Here is a 14289-nt window from a genome sequence, read left to right as displayed (position 1 = left end):
CCTTAGCGCAGGTTCGACGTGGTGGAGTACATTTCGTCAGCCGCCTTGATGACACGGGAGTTCATCTCATAGGCGCGCTGGGCCGAGATCAGATCCGCGATCTCGGTCACTGCATCCACGTTAGCCATTTCAAGGAAGTACTGCTGAACACTGCCGAACCCGTCGGAACCGGGGTTGTCGACCTGAGCTGCGCCACTTGCTTCGGTTTCCAGGAAGAGGTTGTCGCCAATAGCTTCAAGACCGGCCTTGTTGACAAAACGTGCGACCTGGATCTGGCCGAGGTTGACGGTTGCCCCCGCGCCATCGACAGCGGAAACAGTGCCGTCCGTCGAGATCGTGATGTTGCGTGAATCCTGCGGAATGGTGATGCCTGGAACAACGGTGTAGCCATCAACCGTCACGATGGTTCCGTTCGGATCGCGCTCGAAAGAACCGTCGCGTGTGTAAGCGGTGGTGCCGTCCGGCAATTCGATCTGGAAGAAGCCTTCGCCGCGCACCGCAAGGTCAAGTTCCTTGCCTGTCTGCTCAACAGCGCCCTGGCTCATGATGCGGGAGGTGGAAGCCACCTTCACACCGGAGCCGATCTGCACGCCTGTCGGGACGATGGTGCCTGCGGTGGAGGTCTCGGAGCCCATGCGGCGCAGGTTCTGATACATCAGATCCTGAAAGTCGACGCGCTGGCGCTTGTAGCCCGTGGTACGCAGGTTGGCCACGTTGTTGGAGATCACTTCGACGTTGCGTTCCTGAGCCTTCATGCCCGTTGCCGCAATATGGAGTGCTTTCATGATTCAGTTCCTTCTGCGGGTTCAGGCTTCAAGCCGTCCAAGGGTTGAAATCGCCTTCTGGCGCAGATCGTCGCCGTCCTTGATCAGCTTGCTGACCGTGGTATAGGCGCGGGTGATCTCGATCAGTCGGGTGACCTCGACCACGCCTTCGACGTTGGATTGTTCAATTGCCCCCTGGGCAACGCGCACATTCGTGACCGGGATTGGGTTTTCACCGGAAAAGAGGTTGTCGCCCATCTGCACGAGTGTCTGCGGATTTTCAAAGTTCACGATCTTGATGCGGCCACGCACTCCAAGCTCGGAGGAGATTGTGCCGTCGCGGGCAATCTCGATCTTGCCGTCAGCAGTCGTGAAGTTGATCGGGCCGCCATCGGTCAGGACCGGCTTGTCGTCCGGCGTTACCAGCTGACCGCCTTCATCAAGGGTGAAGGTGCCATTGCGGGTGTAAGCCTCACCGCCATCGGCGGTCTGGACGGCGAAAAAGCCGTCACCTTCGATAGCGACGTCCAGTTCGTTGCCCGTGAGTTTGATGCTTCCCGGCAGGAAATCAGTGCGGGTTCCATAGTCGTGAACATAAAACAGGTCCTGGTCACGGTTCTGGAACTCGGTCGCCTCGGCCACCGGCATCATGTATTCTTCGAACAGCATCCGCTGAGCCTTGAAACCAGCCGTGTTGATGTTGGCCATGTTGTTGGCCACAACGTTCAGCTGATTCCGCAGAGCGGACTGGCGCGAGAGCGCGATAAGTTGCGCATTCTCCATTGTTAACGGTTCCTTTTGCTCCCCGACGAGCGCTTGGTCTCCCCAGACCGCCTGCTCGACATGGTTAATGCGAGAACCGTGCCAATTGGCAAGTTACTGAAAAATCTGGGTAAAAGAAAAACGCTCGGGGTGCGGAGGGCAAAGAATTCCGGCAAAGATTAACCAGTTGGCAAGTTTTGCCGGGTTGGTGGCGTTAACCTTTTGGTAACGAATGTTAATCATTAACTCTTTAGATACTAATCACGCGTGCGCGTGAATTTGGGCGAGGTTCCGGATGGCTGACGAGAGTGCCGCTGCTGACGAAGAAGGTGAAGAAGGCGCCGAAGGTGGTGGTGGCAAAAAGAAGCTGATCCTCTTTGGTGCGATCGGACTTGTCGTTCTGGCGGCAGCCGGTGGCGGGGCCTACTACTTCCTGTTCATGGGAGCAGAGCCGGAAATGCCCGCCGGGGAGCCGGGTCAGCCCCCTGTCGTGGAGCAAAAGCCGGTGGTCTTTTACGACCTGCCGGAAATGACCGTGAATTTGTCCACCGACGGACGGGCAACCTATCTCAAGGTACGAATTGCCCTGGAAGTCAGTGATGAGGAAATGGTGACGAAGATCGAGCCGTTTCTGCCGCGTATTCTGGATGCATTCCAGATCTATTTGCGTGAGTTGCGTCCTGCGGATCTAGAAGGGTCCGCCGGTTTGTTTCGTCTGAAGGAAGAATTGCTCAGGCGCATCAACTTGTCGGTTTATCCGGCGCGGGTCGACGGGGTTCTGTTCAAGGAAATCCTCGTACAGTGATGGTGCGATATGGCGGAAGAAGACGACATTTCTGATGAGGATATGGCTGATGCCTGGGGAGCTGCGCTCGCCGAGCAGGGAGCAGGGGACGAAGATGACGACCTTGCTGCTGCCTGGGGAGCTGCGCTCGAAGAGCAGGGCGTAGAAGGGTCTGACGACATGGCTGCCCAGTGGGCGGCCATGGTGGATGACAGTGAGCCCGAGCTTGAAGATGCCACGCGTGGTGCTGACCGTGTCCTGAACCAGGAGGAAATCGACAACCTTCTGGGCTTTAACGTTGAAGACACGATCGCGGGCGATCAGAGCGGCATTCGCGCCCTGATCAACTCGGCCATGGTGTCCTACGAGCGTCTACCGATGCTCGAAATCGTGTTTGACCGTCTTGTGCGGTTGACCACGACATCCTTGCGCAACTTCACGTCCGACAACGTTGAAGTGTCGCTGGATTCTATCAATTCGGTTCGCTTCGGCGACTATCTGAACTCTATCCCGCTGCCAGCCATTCTGGGCGTCTTCAAGGCCGAGGAATGGGACGGGTTCGGGATGATCACGGTTGAATCGAGCCTGATCTATTCCATCATCGACGTGCTTTTGGGTGGTGGTCGCGGCACGACTGCCGTTCGCGTCGAAGGGCGTCCCTACACGACGATTGAAACCGGTCTGGTTCATCAGATGGTGTCGATCATCCTGAAGGACATGGAACACGCCTTTGCGCCGTTGTCCCCGGTTCATTTCAACATGGAACGGCTGGAGACAAACCCGCGCTTTGCGGCGATCTCGCGCCCTGCCAACGCGGCCATCCTTGTCGAGCTTCGCATCGACATGGAAGACCGGGGCGGTACCGTCGAGATCATGATGCCCTATGCAACCCTGGAGCCGATCCGCGATCTGCTGCTCCAGATGTTCATGGGTGAAAAGTTCGGTCGCGACCCGATCTGGGAAGGTCACCTTGCGAGTGAAATCCACGCAGCAACGATCCAGGTGGATGCAGTTCTGCATGAAACACACCTGCCGTTGGGGCGGATTTTGAACCTTGATGTCGGCCAAACCTTGGTTTTCGACCGGGAGCCGACCGATCCGGTGACCTTGAAGTGTGGAAACATCCCGTTGACCGAAGGAACCCTTGGCAAGGTCGAAGACGCAATTGCTATCAGGGTTTCCAAGAATCTGAGAAAACCGAAGATGACTCTTGCCGCCTTTGAGCGCGCGATGCAAAGCGAAGTGGAGCAGACATGATGAGCTTGCCTCTTGGAACTATCATTGAGCTGCTGGTGGCCGTTCTCCTTCTGGTGACGATCGCCTACTGCTGGATCCTGAACAACCGCTTGCAGCGCCTCAGGGCGGATGAGGAAACCTTGCGGGCAACCATCTCCGAGCTGATGACGGCCACGGAGATCGCCGAGCGCGCGATCCTTGGTTTGAAGTCGACTGCAACCGAAGCTGACAAGACCCTTGGCTCCCGTCTGAATGAGGCGGAAAAGATGTCACGCGAGTTGGCGGAGCAGGTTGATGAGGGTGAGAAGATCTTCAACAAGATCAGCCAGATAGCTGAAGCTGCTCGTGGTGGTGCGGCGCAACGCGCGGCAGCTCCCCGGCGCGAGATGCGTCAGGATATGGAGCAGGACTATGCTCCGCAGACTCAGGCGCAGCCGCAGGCTCAAGCTCCAGTGCAGGCGCCGGCGGTTCACGTCGAGCCGGCAAGGGCGCGGGGATCTCGTGCCGATGAAATCCGCAATGCAGCTGCTGAAGCCACCGCACGCCTGGAGCGCTTCCGTCGGCGGTCCGAGGGTGCTGCCGCATGAATGTAAGACTGCTTCCTCTTCTGGCAATTTCAGCCAGCGCCCTTTTGGCGCTGAAGCTGCTCGGGCTGTCCTTCGGGACAGGTGGCCCGAGCTTGCCGGTGAAGGTTGCAGTTGCGCAGGAAACGCAGGGCGAAGCGGCGCCAGCCGCTGAAGGTGGTGAAGAAAAGCCGATGGACGGAGAGGCTCCCGCCGAAGGGGAGACCCCGGCAGAAGGGGAAGCTCCTGCTGAGGGAGCTGAGGGAAGCGCCGAAGGCGAAACGACCCCCTTGCCGGAATCTCTGGAAATCGGTGGATCTGCTGCAGAGCGTGCTGTTCTGGAAAGCCTTGGCAAGCGCCGGGAGACGCTGGATCAGCAACGCGGCCAGCTCGATCTGAGGGAAAAGCTGCTTCAGGCAACTGAAGAGCGCATCGACAAGCGTGTCGAGGAACTCAAGGCTCTGGAACAGCGGATCGAAGCGGCTCTGGATGAAAAGAGGAAACAGGAGGAGAATGAGGTCGCTTCTCTTGTGGTCATGTATGAGAGCATGAAACCCAAGGATGCGGCGCGGATCTTCAACAGACTGGACCTGCCGGTTCTCTTGAAGGTGGTGCGTCAGATGAAGCCCAAGAAAATGGCGGACATTCTGGGGAAAATGGACCCGGAAGCTGCCGAGCAACTGACCGTTGCCATTGCAGGTGTGGAAGCCGCACCAAAGCCGGTTATGCAGGAAACCTCTGACGAACTTCCCAAGATCCAGTCGAACTAGGGTTCAGGCTGAAAATGAACGTCCGAAATCCCCGCTTTTGATGGTCTGAAGCCGGGGTTTTTAACGGGCGATGTAAGGCCGCGTTAAGGTCCTATCAAGTATTGTAGAGCGTTGGAGAAAGCCGGGGAAAGGCGAAGGTGCCGTACGATAGCTGCAAGACGATGTTCAAGGACGCTTTTTCAAGCGTTGCGGGGCACTTTGCGCCCGTGTGGACACGTGTATCTGCAGTCATCTGCCTCTTGTTCGTTGTCATGGTTTTTGGCGGTGTCGCATCTGCCCAGACACCAGAACCTGTAAGTTTTCAGGCCCAGCCCGAGGAAGGCTATGGCCGCATGGTTCTCACCTTCTCGGACAGGACCCTTCTTCCTACGTTTGATGCGGTTATAACCGGCGGAGTTCTGCGGATTTCCTTCGAGGAGCCGGTCGACATCAAGGTCGAAGATGCTCCGCTCAACCTGCCTGACTATGTGTCGATCGCCCGCCGGGATCCGGATGGAAGCGCCATCCGGTTTGCGCTGAAGAAGCAGTACCGCATCAACACGCTGGAAGCAGGTGAGAAGCTCTTCATCGATATTCTGCCGATGAACTGGCAGGGGCATCCCCCCGGTCTTCCGGAGGATGTTGTTCGTGATCTGGCCAAGCGTGCCGAAGAGGCTCTTCGCAAGGTGAAAGCGCTTGAACAGGCGCGCATGACGAATGAGCCGCCGCCGCGGGTGAACCTGAGAATTGGCGAGCACCCGACGTTCACGCGGCTTGTTTTCGATTGGTCCACAGAATTCGACACGGCATTTGTTCGTGAGGAAGATTTCATTCGGGTGACGTTCAATCACCCGGCCGACCTGAATATTACCCAGCTGATCACCGACCCGCCACCTGGCGTGGTTGATGCCAACTCGTTCATCGACAAGGGCAGGCTGAAGTTCCTGATGCGTATCGACCCAACGGTCGATATTCGCGCCTTCAGGGAAAACCTGACCTATGTCGTCGATGTCACGCCGCATTCCGATGCGCCGCTTAATCCTGTTAATCAGGCTCTGCAGCAGCAGGAGAGTGTTGAAGCTGGCGGGGAAGGCGGGCCAAGAGGCGTTATTGTTGCGCCCGGAAAACGCGATGACACGCTGCCATCTGAGGAAATGCGCCGTGAGCCGGCGATTGAATCCCGTGCTGGCGTTGTTGACCCGGCCGAACCGGTCGCTCCGGTTCAGATCGCAAGCGCGCCTGAGGCCGAACAAGCCGCGCCGACCGCAAATGCAGATGGCATGGCCATGCCTCGGGCAAAGCCGCTCGGCGTCCCGCAGGCCACCGCGAATTCCGGTACCGTTCCGGCAGCCAACTTTGAAGCTTTCCAGCCGGTCGAGTTTCCTCGGGCGGAAGTGACCGCTGCCGTACCTGCGTTTGAGCAGGTTCCGGTTGCGGCGAGCGAGGACGTGGGAACGGCCATGCCGCTGGGTGGCGCCATGCCGACAACACCGGCGCAACCGGTGCAGACGAGCTCGTCGCCAGTTGAGCCCATGCCGGTGAGTGAAGCTGTATCGGCACCGATGAACGACACCTTGCCACCGCCTCTGGTGCTGCCGTCGGACAATCCCTCTGTAGCCCCATGGCGTGCCAGTGGCGGGTTGGACTTTGCGCAGGTTCAGCCTCAGCCCATGCCGCAGTCGCAACCGTCGCCGGAACAGCCGCCGCTGAATATCGGTGAAGATGCTCGCAATCTCGTGGCCGCCGAGGCCCGGCGTATAGGCAATACGGTTCGCGTGGTGTTTCCGTTCCCCAAGCCGACGCCAAGCGCCATTTTCCGTCGACACGACAGCATCTGGATGGTGTTTGACACCGACGTCACGCTTGATACCCGCGGCATGGAATCTGCGCTTGCAGAGAACACCAGCAAGATCGATGTGCAAGAGTTCGAAGGGTATCGCGTGTTGCGCGTTGATCTGACGGATCCTGTTCTGGCAACGGTCGGTGCCGATGGAAATTCCTGGTCTCTGGTGATCGGTGACATGATCCTGGAGCCGTCCATTCCGCTGAAGATGGAGCGCAATGTGCGCAGCGACGGCGGGTCGATCCTGAGAATTCACTACAACGAACCTCAGAACATCCGCGAACTGGAAGACCCGTTTGTTGGTGACAAGATTGTACTTGTGACCGGCTTTGGCCCGCCGCGCGGTTTGCTCAAGCCGCAATCCTTCGTGGATCTTGATGCGCTCAGCTCCGCACAGGGCGTTGCCGTCGCGCCGAAGGCAGATGGCCTTCAAGCCAAGATCCTCGGTGATGACGTGATCATTGAGAAGTCGACCGGCTTGTCCCTGTCTGACCGTCACTTGCGCGGTGGGACGGGGGTGTTCAATTCCATCGTTGATCCGGATGCCGTCGACGCGGTCGAGTTCGTGACGCTAAAGACCGCTACGCCGGAGACGTATCGTCAGCGGCTGATCGACCTTCAAGACCAGCTGAGTCAGGCCCCTGAAGGGCGTCGCCGTGGCCCGCTTCTCAATCTGGCCCGCTTCTATCTGGCCCACCAGTTTCCTCAGGAAGCGCTCGGATTGATGCATCTGGCGCTGGAAAAGGAGCCTGGACTTGAATCTGATGGATCGTTCAACCTGATGATGGGTGCGGCAGAGGCAATGGCCGGTCGCCCGCATGATGCCTCTAAACACCTCAACCGGCCGGATCTGAAGAGCAACGCCGACGCGGCCATCTGGCAGACCATCGTCGATGCGGAACTTGGTAACTGGAACGCAGCGCGCATAACCATGCCGCGAGGGCGCCCGGTGGTGGGCAATTATCCAACAGCGATCCAGACCGAGTTCAAGCTGGCCGCAGCTCGCGCGCTCGTGGAAGCCAATGACTTCGGAATGGCCAATTCGCTTCTCGCCGAAATCGAGCCCAGCGAAATCACCTCGTCGCAGGCCGCTCGCTATGACCTGTTGAGAGGCCGTGTCGCGGATGCGTCGGGCCGTTCGCAGGAAGCACTGCGGGTCTTCGATCTGGTCTCACGGTCATTGGATCGCCCACGGGCATCGGAAGCCGAGTATCGGGCCATCCGTATCCGGTTCCGTGATGGAGAAATTGATAGCGACACTGCCATAGATCAGCTTTCGGGGCTGGCAATGTCCTGGCGCGGCGACGAAATCGAGTTGAAGACACTTCGCTTCCTCTCCCAGCTTTATGCAGAAAAGGGGCGCTACCGCGAAGCCTTTGAAGCCATGAAGCTGGCCGTTCAGGCCGATCCTGAAGCTGATACGACGCGGTTGCTGCAAGAAGAAATGAATGCGGTCTTCACGTCGCTCTTCCTGGATGGGAAAGCGGACGAGATGCCAACCGTGGCGGCGTTGGCACTCTATTATGACTTTCGGGAGTTGACCCCGATCGGGCGACAGGGCGACGAGATGGTGCGCCAGTTGGCTCGCCGTTTGATGGATGTCGACCTTCTGGATCAGGCAACCGAATTGCTGCAGCATCAGGTGGACAACCGCCTGAAAGGTGCGGCGCGTGCGCAGATCGCGGCAGACCTTGGCGCGATTTACCTGATGGATCGCAAGCCCGAAGAGGCGCTTCGGGTGATCAATCGCACGCGGCAATCCAGCTTGCCGACCGCTCTGGAGCGCCAACGCAATATCGTCGAGGCACGAGCCCTGACCGCGAGCGGTCGTCCCGACCTTGCGCTGGAACTTGTTCGCAACATGCGCGGCAGCGAAGTGGATCGGCTACGGGCCGACACGTTCTGGGCAGCCCAGAGCTGGCGAGAAGCCGGTGAGCAGCTTGAGGGCATGCTCGGCTCTCGCTGGTCTGACCCGGTGGCGCTCGACAACACGGAGCGGCTTGATGCACTGCGTGCGGCGATTGCCTATTCTCTGGCCGGGGATCAGTTGAGCCTTGATCGCCTGCACACCAAGTTCCTGGCAAAGATGACCGACAGCGCGGAAGCCTTTGCGTTTGAGGTCGTGACCCGGCCGGTTGCCGCTCAGGGGGTCGAGTTCCTCGACGTGGCGAACAATCTCGCTGATATCGACACGCTCGAAACCTTCATGAAGGAATATCGCCGTCAATATATGACGCCGAGCACGCGGGCTGATGTAGATCCTGTCGGCGAAGGCGTCGACAGCGAAAACGGATAAGTTCTGTTCCCGGTTCGCTGAAAGATCATCTGTTCAAACTGTTGGCATGGAATTGCGGGCAAGGTCTTGAGACCCGGCCTGACTTTGCCATCGTTGGGGGCTGTCCGGCGGGCGGGGCTAGAGCACGTCTCGTTTTTACAAAATCGCTCGACGCGCTCTAAATACTTGATCTGTCGCGTTTCCTGACGGCGAACCGGTATCCACTTCGCCTGGAAACGCTTTAACCGCCGCCAAAACTCTTGACCAGTGACCCCGCCACAAGGTTCCAGCCATCCACCAGCACGAAGAAGATCAGCTTGAAGGGAAGCGAGATCACGACCGGAGGCAGCATCATCATACCCATCGACATCAGCACCGATGCGATAACAAGGTCGATGATGAGGAACGGCAGATACAGCAGGAACCCGATTTCGAAGGCGCGGCGTAGTTCGCTGATCATGAAGGCCGGGATCAGGGTGCTGAGTTCTAGATCTTCCGGCGTTTGAGGAGCTTCACGACCGGACATTTCCTGAAACAATGCCAGATCTTTTTCCCTCACCTGAGACAGCATGAATTTGCGGAACGGATCGGATGCCCGCACGAAGGCTTCGCTGAATTCGATGTCACCATTTACCAACGGCTCGACGCCCTCGTCATAGGCGAGCTGAAGGGTTGGCGCCATGATGAATGCGGTCAGGAACATGGCCAGGCTGATCATGACCATGTTTGGCGGTGCTGTTTGCAGGCCGATGGCTGATCGGAGCAGGGACAGAACCACGACTATTCGGGTAAAGCTTGTCACCATGATCAGGATTGACGGCGCGAGGGACAGCACCGTCATGAGCGCGACCAGCTGGACGGCTCGTTCCGTCAGCGTGGTGTCGTCACCAAATCCGATCGTGATGTCCTGGGCAGACGCAGGCCAGACAAAGAAAAGCGCCGACAGCGCCAATGCTGACAGGGCCAACCATGTGATGCGTCCCGGAGACAGCCGGAGGCGCTTTGTCATATGCTTCGTGGTCCGTGAATTTCATCGAGCAGCTTTTCCATTTCCGCCTCGATGGGGTTTACTTCTGTTGGGGTTGCGTGCACGCGAGAGTGTTCCACCTTGGGCGCCGACTGAACGACAACAGGCTTGAACGGGCTGGTCGGCGCCGTCACAACGGCAGCGCTTTCTGCCGGAATGTTGTCGTTTTCCTGTTCTGACGGCACGGTTGGAGCGTTGGAGTCAGACGCCTTTTCGCCCGCTGCTGCTTCTTTCTTTTCCGTACCCAATGGCAGGTCCAGATCATCCTTTTTGGCCTCTGCCTTGGTCTCCCCGGATGGAGCGTCCGAGGTCTGAAGCGCCGAGGTGGATGCTTGATCGTCCGGCAAGCCTGTTTCCGAAGGCTTTGTGTCCATGGAAGTTGCGGACACTGTTTCCCCGGTTTCCGTTTTGGCAGGTGCTGGCGGTTCGACAGGCTTTGTCACCTGCGGTGCGGCAGCCGATCCACGCCAGGGAAACGGTAAAGGTTCTGATTTGGCTGCCGCCGGTTCTGCCGAAGTCAAGGCAGTGGTGTCGACTGCTTCGTCTTCTGAAACCGCGTCTTCCTTTACCTCCGATGGGTTTCCGGAGCCTGCCAGTACAGCGGTTTTCGCCCTTGCGGCAGGGCCCGAGGCCGGAGGAGTGATCTTCGGCGGGGTCCGGCTGAATTGGCTTGGGGACAGGGCGGGTTTGCGCGCGGCGAAATTGGCGAGGGTTGTTGTCAGCGGCGCAGTTTTCTCGGGGCCGGAATGTTGAGGCTCGAAAAGTTCGCTGTCGTCAACTGCGTTCGGCGGGGTGATTGCCGGCGAGGCAATTGCAGGGGCCGGCCGCGCCGTGCTCGCGGTCTCCGGTGAAGAGCGGTTCTCAGGCGCGTTGCGGGATGCCGTCAGGCCGGAAAGGGATGCCGTTTGCGGTGACAGTGCAGGGCGCGCGGAGACCGGTTGCGGAGGCGTGACCGGGGGAAGCGTCGGAGCCTTGGCCGCTGCTTCTGCCAGTGCTGCCTCTGTCGCCGGGCGAGGTGCAACTTCAGCAATCCCCGATGTCGGCGGCTCTTGCTGCTTTTCATCCGTCTTTATTTGACGCGATGCGAACAATCCGCCTGCCGCAGCCCGAACGAGGGATGCCTCAGGGCTCGGTCCGGTCCGCTTGGGCGGCTCGGCAACCTGGCGAGTGGGAGCCGTGAATGGCTGAACGCTGGCCGTCTCGACCACAGGCATAGGGGCAGGCTCAGAAGCTCTGGTGGCGCTCTCCGCCGACCTTGTTTCCACTTTTCCCGGTATCGGCTCTTGTTCATCATCGAAATCAAGGTCTGATGGCGGCTCCGGAAGCGGGCCAGGGCCTGCGGCAAGGGTCGGGACTTGGCGCGGATGCTGCGCACCCAAAGGCGCGTTGCGTATGATGGACTGCTCCACCACAACATCGGTCGTGCCACCAATGAGGAGCAAATGTTCCACATTGTCCCGGCGCACCAGCACAAGCCTGCGCTTGGGGTCAATCGTTGCCGCGTCCATGATCTGGATTCGCGGCTGACGATTCCTCGGTCCGGTGAAATTGGTGCCCATCAGCCGTTTCAGGATGATGACGAAAAGGGCAAAGAGGACCAGAACAACAATCAGGGATACGGTGAATGCCAGAATGCGGGCAAGCCCGTCTCCGACGCCAAGCGTTTGTTCAATCCAGTTGTACATTCGATCCTCTTGAGCGGTTTGACCGCCGGGCTTCTGCCGCAACGCCTGTTATCTGTAGTGCCTTCGACCGTTGGTGCGGTTGAAAACGAATCTCTTGCTATTCACAGGTTAACAGAGGGCGGCAAAAACTGCCTGCCGGCGCGAGGGAAAATCTCGCAAAATGCAAAGGAAATTAAGTTTTGCTTCAAGGAAACCGGTGTGTTGCGGGCAGGTGAAAGGGGTTTGTTAACCTTTCATTAACCTTCTGGTCGGCAATGTTTGCCTAGTTTGTTAACCAATGGTGGCTCGCTATGGCGATTTCCGACATTCCGCTTTTCCAGGCACTGAAGTCCAAGATGCAGTGGCATCAGGTCCGTCAGGGCGTTCTGGCCGAGAACGTTGCCAATGCCGATACACCGAGTTACCGCGCTCGCGAGGTGAAGCAGTTCGACTTTGCCGACCATGTCGGGCTGGCGCAAGCCGGGCTCCAGACATCGGTGACCAAAGTCGGGCATATCTCCGGATCATTGTCCGCTCCTGCCGCCGGAGAGGCGGAAAAGCGGGATATGTTTGAAATTACCCCCAGCGGGAACAACGTGGTTCTGGAAGAGCAGATGATGAAAGTCACCCAGAACCAGATGGATTATCAGGCGGCCACGACCCTCTATTCGCGTGGTCTCGGGCTCATCCGGACCGCGCTGTCCAAGGGCGGTTGAGTATTGGGCCGACTGACAAATGGGCGTCCTGAACGGGCCCCGGGAGAAACAAGATGGATCTGATCAAGTCCCTGTTCGTTGCCGCGTCCGGTCTGAAGGCGCAAAACGGCCGGATGCGCGTGATCGCAGAGAACATCGCCAATGCAGATTCGACGGCCAAGACCCCGGACGGGGAACCCTATCGCCGCCGCATCCCGACTTTCCAATCCCATTTTTCCAAGGAACTCAACGCAGAAGTTGTTGAGCTTGGGAAAATCGCCGAAGACAAGTCTCCCTTCGAGGAGCGCTATCAACCCGGCCATCCTGCGGCAAACGAACAAGGATATGTTCTTGAGCCTAACGTCAATACGCTGATTGAAACGGCGGACATGCGTGAAGCTCAGAGGTCCTACGAGGCCAACCTGAATGTGATCGAGTCCTCCCGCCGCATGCTTCAGCGAACCATCGATATCCTCAGGGGCTGATCCTTTCAGCCTGTTCGCGAAGTCTAGGAGTTCCGGGTCATGGCCAGTTCGCTGATTGCCAACAATGCCTATCAGTCCGCTGCACGTCTGGCGCAGCAGATTGCTGCCAACGAGATCAAGCAGAAAACACCTGAGGCCAACTTTGGTCAGATGGTGCAGGAAGCGGTCTCAAGCACCATCCAGCAGGGACGGGAAGCCGATAAGAAGGCGATCGGACTTGTGGAAGGCAAGACCGACGTTGTTGACGTGGTGACCGCAATCGCCGAAACCGAAGTAGCACTTGAAACGATGGTCTCGGTTCGTGACCGGGTGATTTCCGCTTATGAGGAAATCATGCGGATGCCGATGTGATCTGCCCTACAGCTCCTGAAGCACTGGAGGCTTGCGATGACCGGCGGTGAAGTTATGGATCTCGCCCGTGAGGGTGTTTGGACGATGATCCTCATCTCTGCGCCGGTCATGATAATCGGCCTGCTTGTCGGTGTCGTCATCGCGCTGTTTCAGGCTTTGACCCAGATTCAGGAAATGACGCTGGTCTTCGTGCCGAAGATCCTCGCGATCTTCGTCACGCTTCTGCTGTCGCTGCCGTTCATGGGGCAGCTGCTTTCCTCCTTCACAGCCCGGATCGCCGAGATGATCCTGAAGACGTCGTGACGGCCGCGCATGACGATCCAGCTCGACTTCCTGCCGCAGATCACCGCAATCTTCCTGTTGATGTTTGCGCGTCTCGGCACGATGGTCATGCTGTTACCTGCGCTGGGTGAAAGCTCTATCCCGCCCCGCATTCGCCTGACGATTGCGCTTGGTGTGACGCTGGTCCTTTATCCCGTTGCCTCCCAATACTACCCGCCGGACCTCACAGTAAATTCTGCACGTTTGCTGGTGTTTCTTGGCAGCGAGCTGATCATCGGCTTTGCGATCGGGCTGTGCGGCAAGCTGATCTCGACCGCGCTTCAGACCGCTGGCGTCATCATGGCCAACCAGTCGGGTCTGGCTTTTGCCTTCGGCGCGGATCTCGCGAATGGTGGTCAGCAAGGCACCCTTTTCGGGAACTACCTGTCTCTATTGGGCATGACTATGGTGTTCGTGACGGACAGCCACTATCTGGTCATCGCCGCCCTGCATGACAGTTTCACCCTGTTTCCCCCTGGCGGTTTCGTGCCGGTCGGGGATTTTGCAGACAACGCGACCAAGACGGTTGCGGAAGTCTTTTCGATTGCGCTTCGCATGAGCGCGCCCTTTATCGTGATGGGATTGGTCTTTTATTTCGGGCTCGGCCTCTTGAACAAGCTGATGCCCCAAATGCAGATCTTCTTTATCGCCATGCCGGTCAATATTGCGATTGGGTTCTTCCTCCTCATGGCCCTGCTTGGCACCTTGATTACGTTCTATCTGGAACATTTCGAGGCGGCGCTTGGCAAGTTCATAGCAGGGTAGGAGAG

The 14289-nt window shown here is 58.3% G+C and carries 15 protein-coding genes; 11 read left to right on the top strand and 4 right to left on the bottom strand.

Annotated elements, in window-relative coordinates:
- Positions 1-2: 2 nt before the first annotated feature.
- Positions 3-785, bottom strand: coding sequence for a flagellar basal-body rod protein FlgG (flgG, locus tag F0155_RS16245; protein ID WP_150525594.1), 783 nt, complete (start codon positions 783-785; stop codon positions 3-5).
- Positions 786-806: 21 nt separating this feature from the next.
- A complete protein-coding gene (gene flgF / locus F0155_RS16240) occupies positions 807-1547 on the bottom strand; it encodes a flagellar basal-body rod protein FlgF (protein ID WP_150525593.1) in 741 nt (246 codons plus the stop codon).
- 274 nt (positions 1548-1821) lie between these two features.
- On the opposite strand from flgF, the gene F0155_RS16235 reads away from it, so the two are divergent.
- The 5 genes from F0155_RS16235 (at position 1822) to F0155_RS16215 (ending at position 8997) form a co-directional block, all read left to right on the top strand.
- Positions 1822-2331 (top strand): flagellar basal body-associated FliL family protein, encoded by a 510-nt coding sequence (locus F0155_RS16235; protein ID WP_150525592.1) that lies wholly within the window; start codon positions 1822-1824, stop codon positions 2329-2331.
- Between the two features lie 9 nt (positions 2332-2340).
- Positions 2341-3567, top strand: coding sequence for a flagellar motor switch protein FliM (fliM, locus tag F0155_RS16230; protein ID WP_150525591.1), 1227 nt, complete (start codon positions 2341-2343; stop codon positions 3565-3567).
- Positions 3564-4133, top strand: coding sequence for a DUF6468 domain-containing protein (locus F0155_RS16225; RefSeq protein ID WP_150525590.1), 570 nt, complete (start codon positions 3564-3566; stop codon positions 4131-4133). Before fliM ends, F0155_RS16225 begins: the two co-directional genes overlap by 4 nt.
- Positions 4130-4879 (top strand): MotE family protein, encoded by a 750-nt coding sequence (locus tag F0155_RS16220; protein WP_150525589.1) that lies wholly within the window; start codon positions 4130-4132, stop codon positions 4877-4879. The genes F0155_RS16225 and F0155_RS16220 overlap by 4 nt, the downstream gene beginning before the upstream one ends.
- A 137-nt stretch (positions 4880-5016) precedes the next feature.
- Positions 5017-8997, top strand: a complete 3981-nt coding sequence (locus F0155_RS16215; RefSeq protein ID WP_208999322.1) for a tetratricopeptide repeat protein — start codon at positions 5017-5019, stop codon at positions 8995-8997.
- A 220-nt stretch (positions 8998-9217) separates the two neighbouring features.
- Here the strand turns inward: F0155_RS16215 and fliP are convergent, their stop codons facing one another.
- A complete protein-coding gene (gene fliP / locus F0155_RS16210; protein WP_150525588.1) occupies positions 9218-9985 on the bottom strand; it encodes a flagellar type III secretion system pore protein FliP in 768 nt (255 codons plus the stop codon).
- Entirely contained in the window at positions 9982-11688 is a 1707-nt protein-coding gene (locus F0155_RS16205) for a flagellar biosynthetic protein FliO (protein WP_204934501.1), read from the bottom strand. Before F0155_RS16205 ends, fliP begins: the two co-directional genes overlap by 4 nt.
- 9 nt (positions 11689-11697) lie before the next feature.
- On the opposite strand from F0155_RS16205, the gene F0155_RS16200 reads away from it, so the two are divergent.
- Genes F0155_RS16200 through fliR form a run of 6 tightly spaced genes read left to right on the top strand, consistent with a single transcriptional unit; the run spans position 11698 to position 14284 of the window.
- Positions 11698-11928, top strand: a complete 231-nt coding sequence (locus F0155_RS16200; protein WP_150525587.1) for a hypothetical protein — start codon at positions 11698-11700, stop codon at positions 11926-11928.
- 50 nt (positions 11929-11978) lie between these two features.
- Positions 11979-12383 (top strand): flagellar basal body rod protein FlgB, encoded by a 405-nt coding sequence (gene flgB / locus F0155_RS16195; RefSeq protein ID WP_150525586.1) that lies wholly within the window; start codon positions 11979-11981, stop codon positions 12381-12383.
- A gap of 53 nt (positions 12384-12436) precedes the next feature.
- Positions 12437-12847: a flagellar basal body rod protein FlgC gene (gene flgC / locus F0155_RS16190; RefSeq protein WP_150525585.1), complete on the top strand. Its 411-nt coding sequence runs from the start codon at positions 12437-12439 to the stop codon at positions 12845-12847.
- Between the two features lie 39 nt (positions 12848-12886).
- Complete coding sequence (gene fliE, locus F0155_RS16185; protein ID WP_150525584.1) at positions 12887-13198, top strand: flagellar hook-basal body complex protein FliE; 312 nt, start codon at positions 12887-12889, stop codon at positions 13196-13198.
- Between the two features lie 36 nt (positions 13199-13234).
- Positions 13235-13501, top strand: coding sequence for a flagellar biosynthesis protein FliQ (fliQ, locus tag F0155_RS16180; RefSeq protein ID WP_150525583.1), 267 nt, complete (start codon positions 13235-13237; stop codon positions 13499-13501).
- A gap of 9 nt (positions 13502-13510) precedes the next feature.
- Positions 13511-14284, top strand: coding sequence for a flagellar biosynthetic protein FliR (fliR, locus tag F0155_RS16175; protein ID WP_150525582.1), 774 nt, complete (start codon positions 13511-13513; stop codon positions 14282-14284).
- Positions 14285-14289: the final 5 nt, after the last annotated feature.

It is taken from the genome of Roseibium sediminis, from assembly GCF_008711325.1.
Taxonomy (GTDB): domain Bacteria; phylum Pseudomonadota; class Alphaproteobacteria; order Rhizobiales; family Stappiaceae; genus Roseibium; species Roseibium sediminis.
Note: the sequence above shows the minus strand (reverse complement) of the source record. Positions and strands in the feature narration are given on the sequence as shown.

Excerpts from the sequence above, each read along its gene's own strand:
- flgG (WP_150525594.1), bottom strand. The coding sequence starts at position 785 with ATGAAAGCACTCCATATTGCGGCAACGGGCATGAAGGCTCAGGAACGC.
- flgF (WP_150525593.1), bottom strand. The coding sequence starts at position 1,547 with ATGGAGAATGCGCAACTTATCGCGCTCTCGCGCCAGTCCGCTCTGCGG.
- F0155_RS16235 (WP_150525592.1), top strand. The coding sequence starts at position 1,822 with ATGGCTGACGAGAGTGCCGCTGCTGACGAAGAAGGTGAAGAAGGCGCC.
- fliM (WP_150525591.1), top strand. The coding sequence starts at position 2,341 with ATGGCGGAAGAAGACGACATTTCTGATGAGGATATGGCTGATGCCTGG.
- F0155_RS16225 (WP_150525590.1), top strand. The coding sequence starts at position 3,564 with ATGATGAGCTTGCCTCTTGGAACTATCATTGAGCTGCTGGTGGCCGTT.
- F0155_RS16220 (WP_150525589.1), top strand. The coding sequence starts at position 4,130 with ATGAATGTAAGACTGCTTCCTCTTCTGGCAATTTCAGCCAGCGCCCTT.
- fliP (WP_150525588.1), bottom strand. The coding sequence starts at position 9,985 with ATGACAAAGCGCCTCCGGCTGTCTCCGGGACGCATCACATGGTTGGCC.
- F0155_RS16205 (WP_204934501.1), bottom strand. The coding sequence starts at position 11,688 with ATGTACAACTGGATTGAACAAACGCTTGGCGTCGGAGACGGGCTTGCC.
- flgB (WP_150525586.1), top strand. The coding sequence starts at position 11,979 with ATGGCGATTTCCGACATTCCGCTTTTCCAGGCACTGAAGTCCAAGATG.
- flgC (WP_150525585.1), top strand. The coding sequence starts at position 12,437 with ATGGATCTGATCAAGTCCCTGTTCGTTGCCGCGTCCGGTCTGAAGGCG.
- fliE (WP_150525584.1), top strand. The coding sequence starts at position 12,887 with ATGGCCAGTTCGCTGATTGCCAACAATGCCTATCAGTCCGCTGCACGT.
- fliQ (WP_150525583.1), top strand. The coding sequence starts at position 13,235 with ATGACCGGCGGTGAAGTTATGGATCTCGCCCGTGAGGGTGTTTGGACG.
- fliR (WP_150525582.1), top strand. The coding sequence starts at position 13,511 with ATGACGATCCAGCTCGACTTCCTGCCGCAGATCACCGCAATCTTCCTG.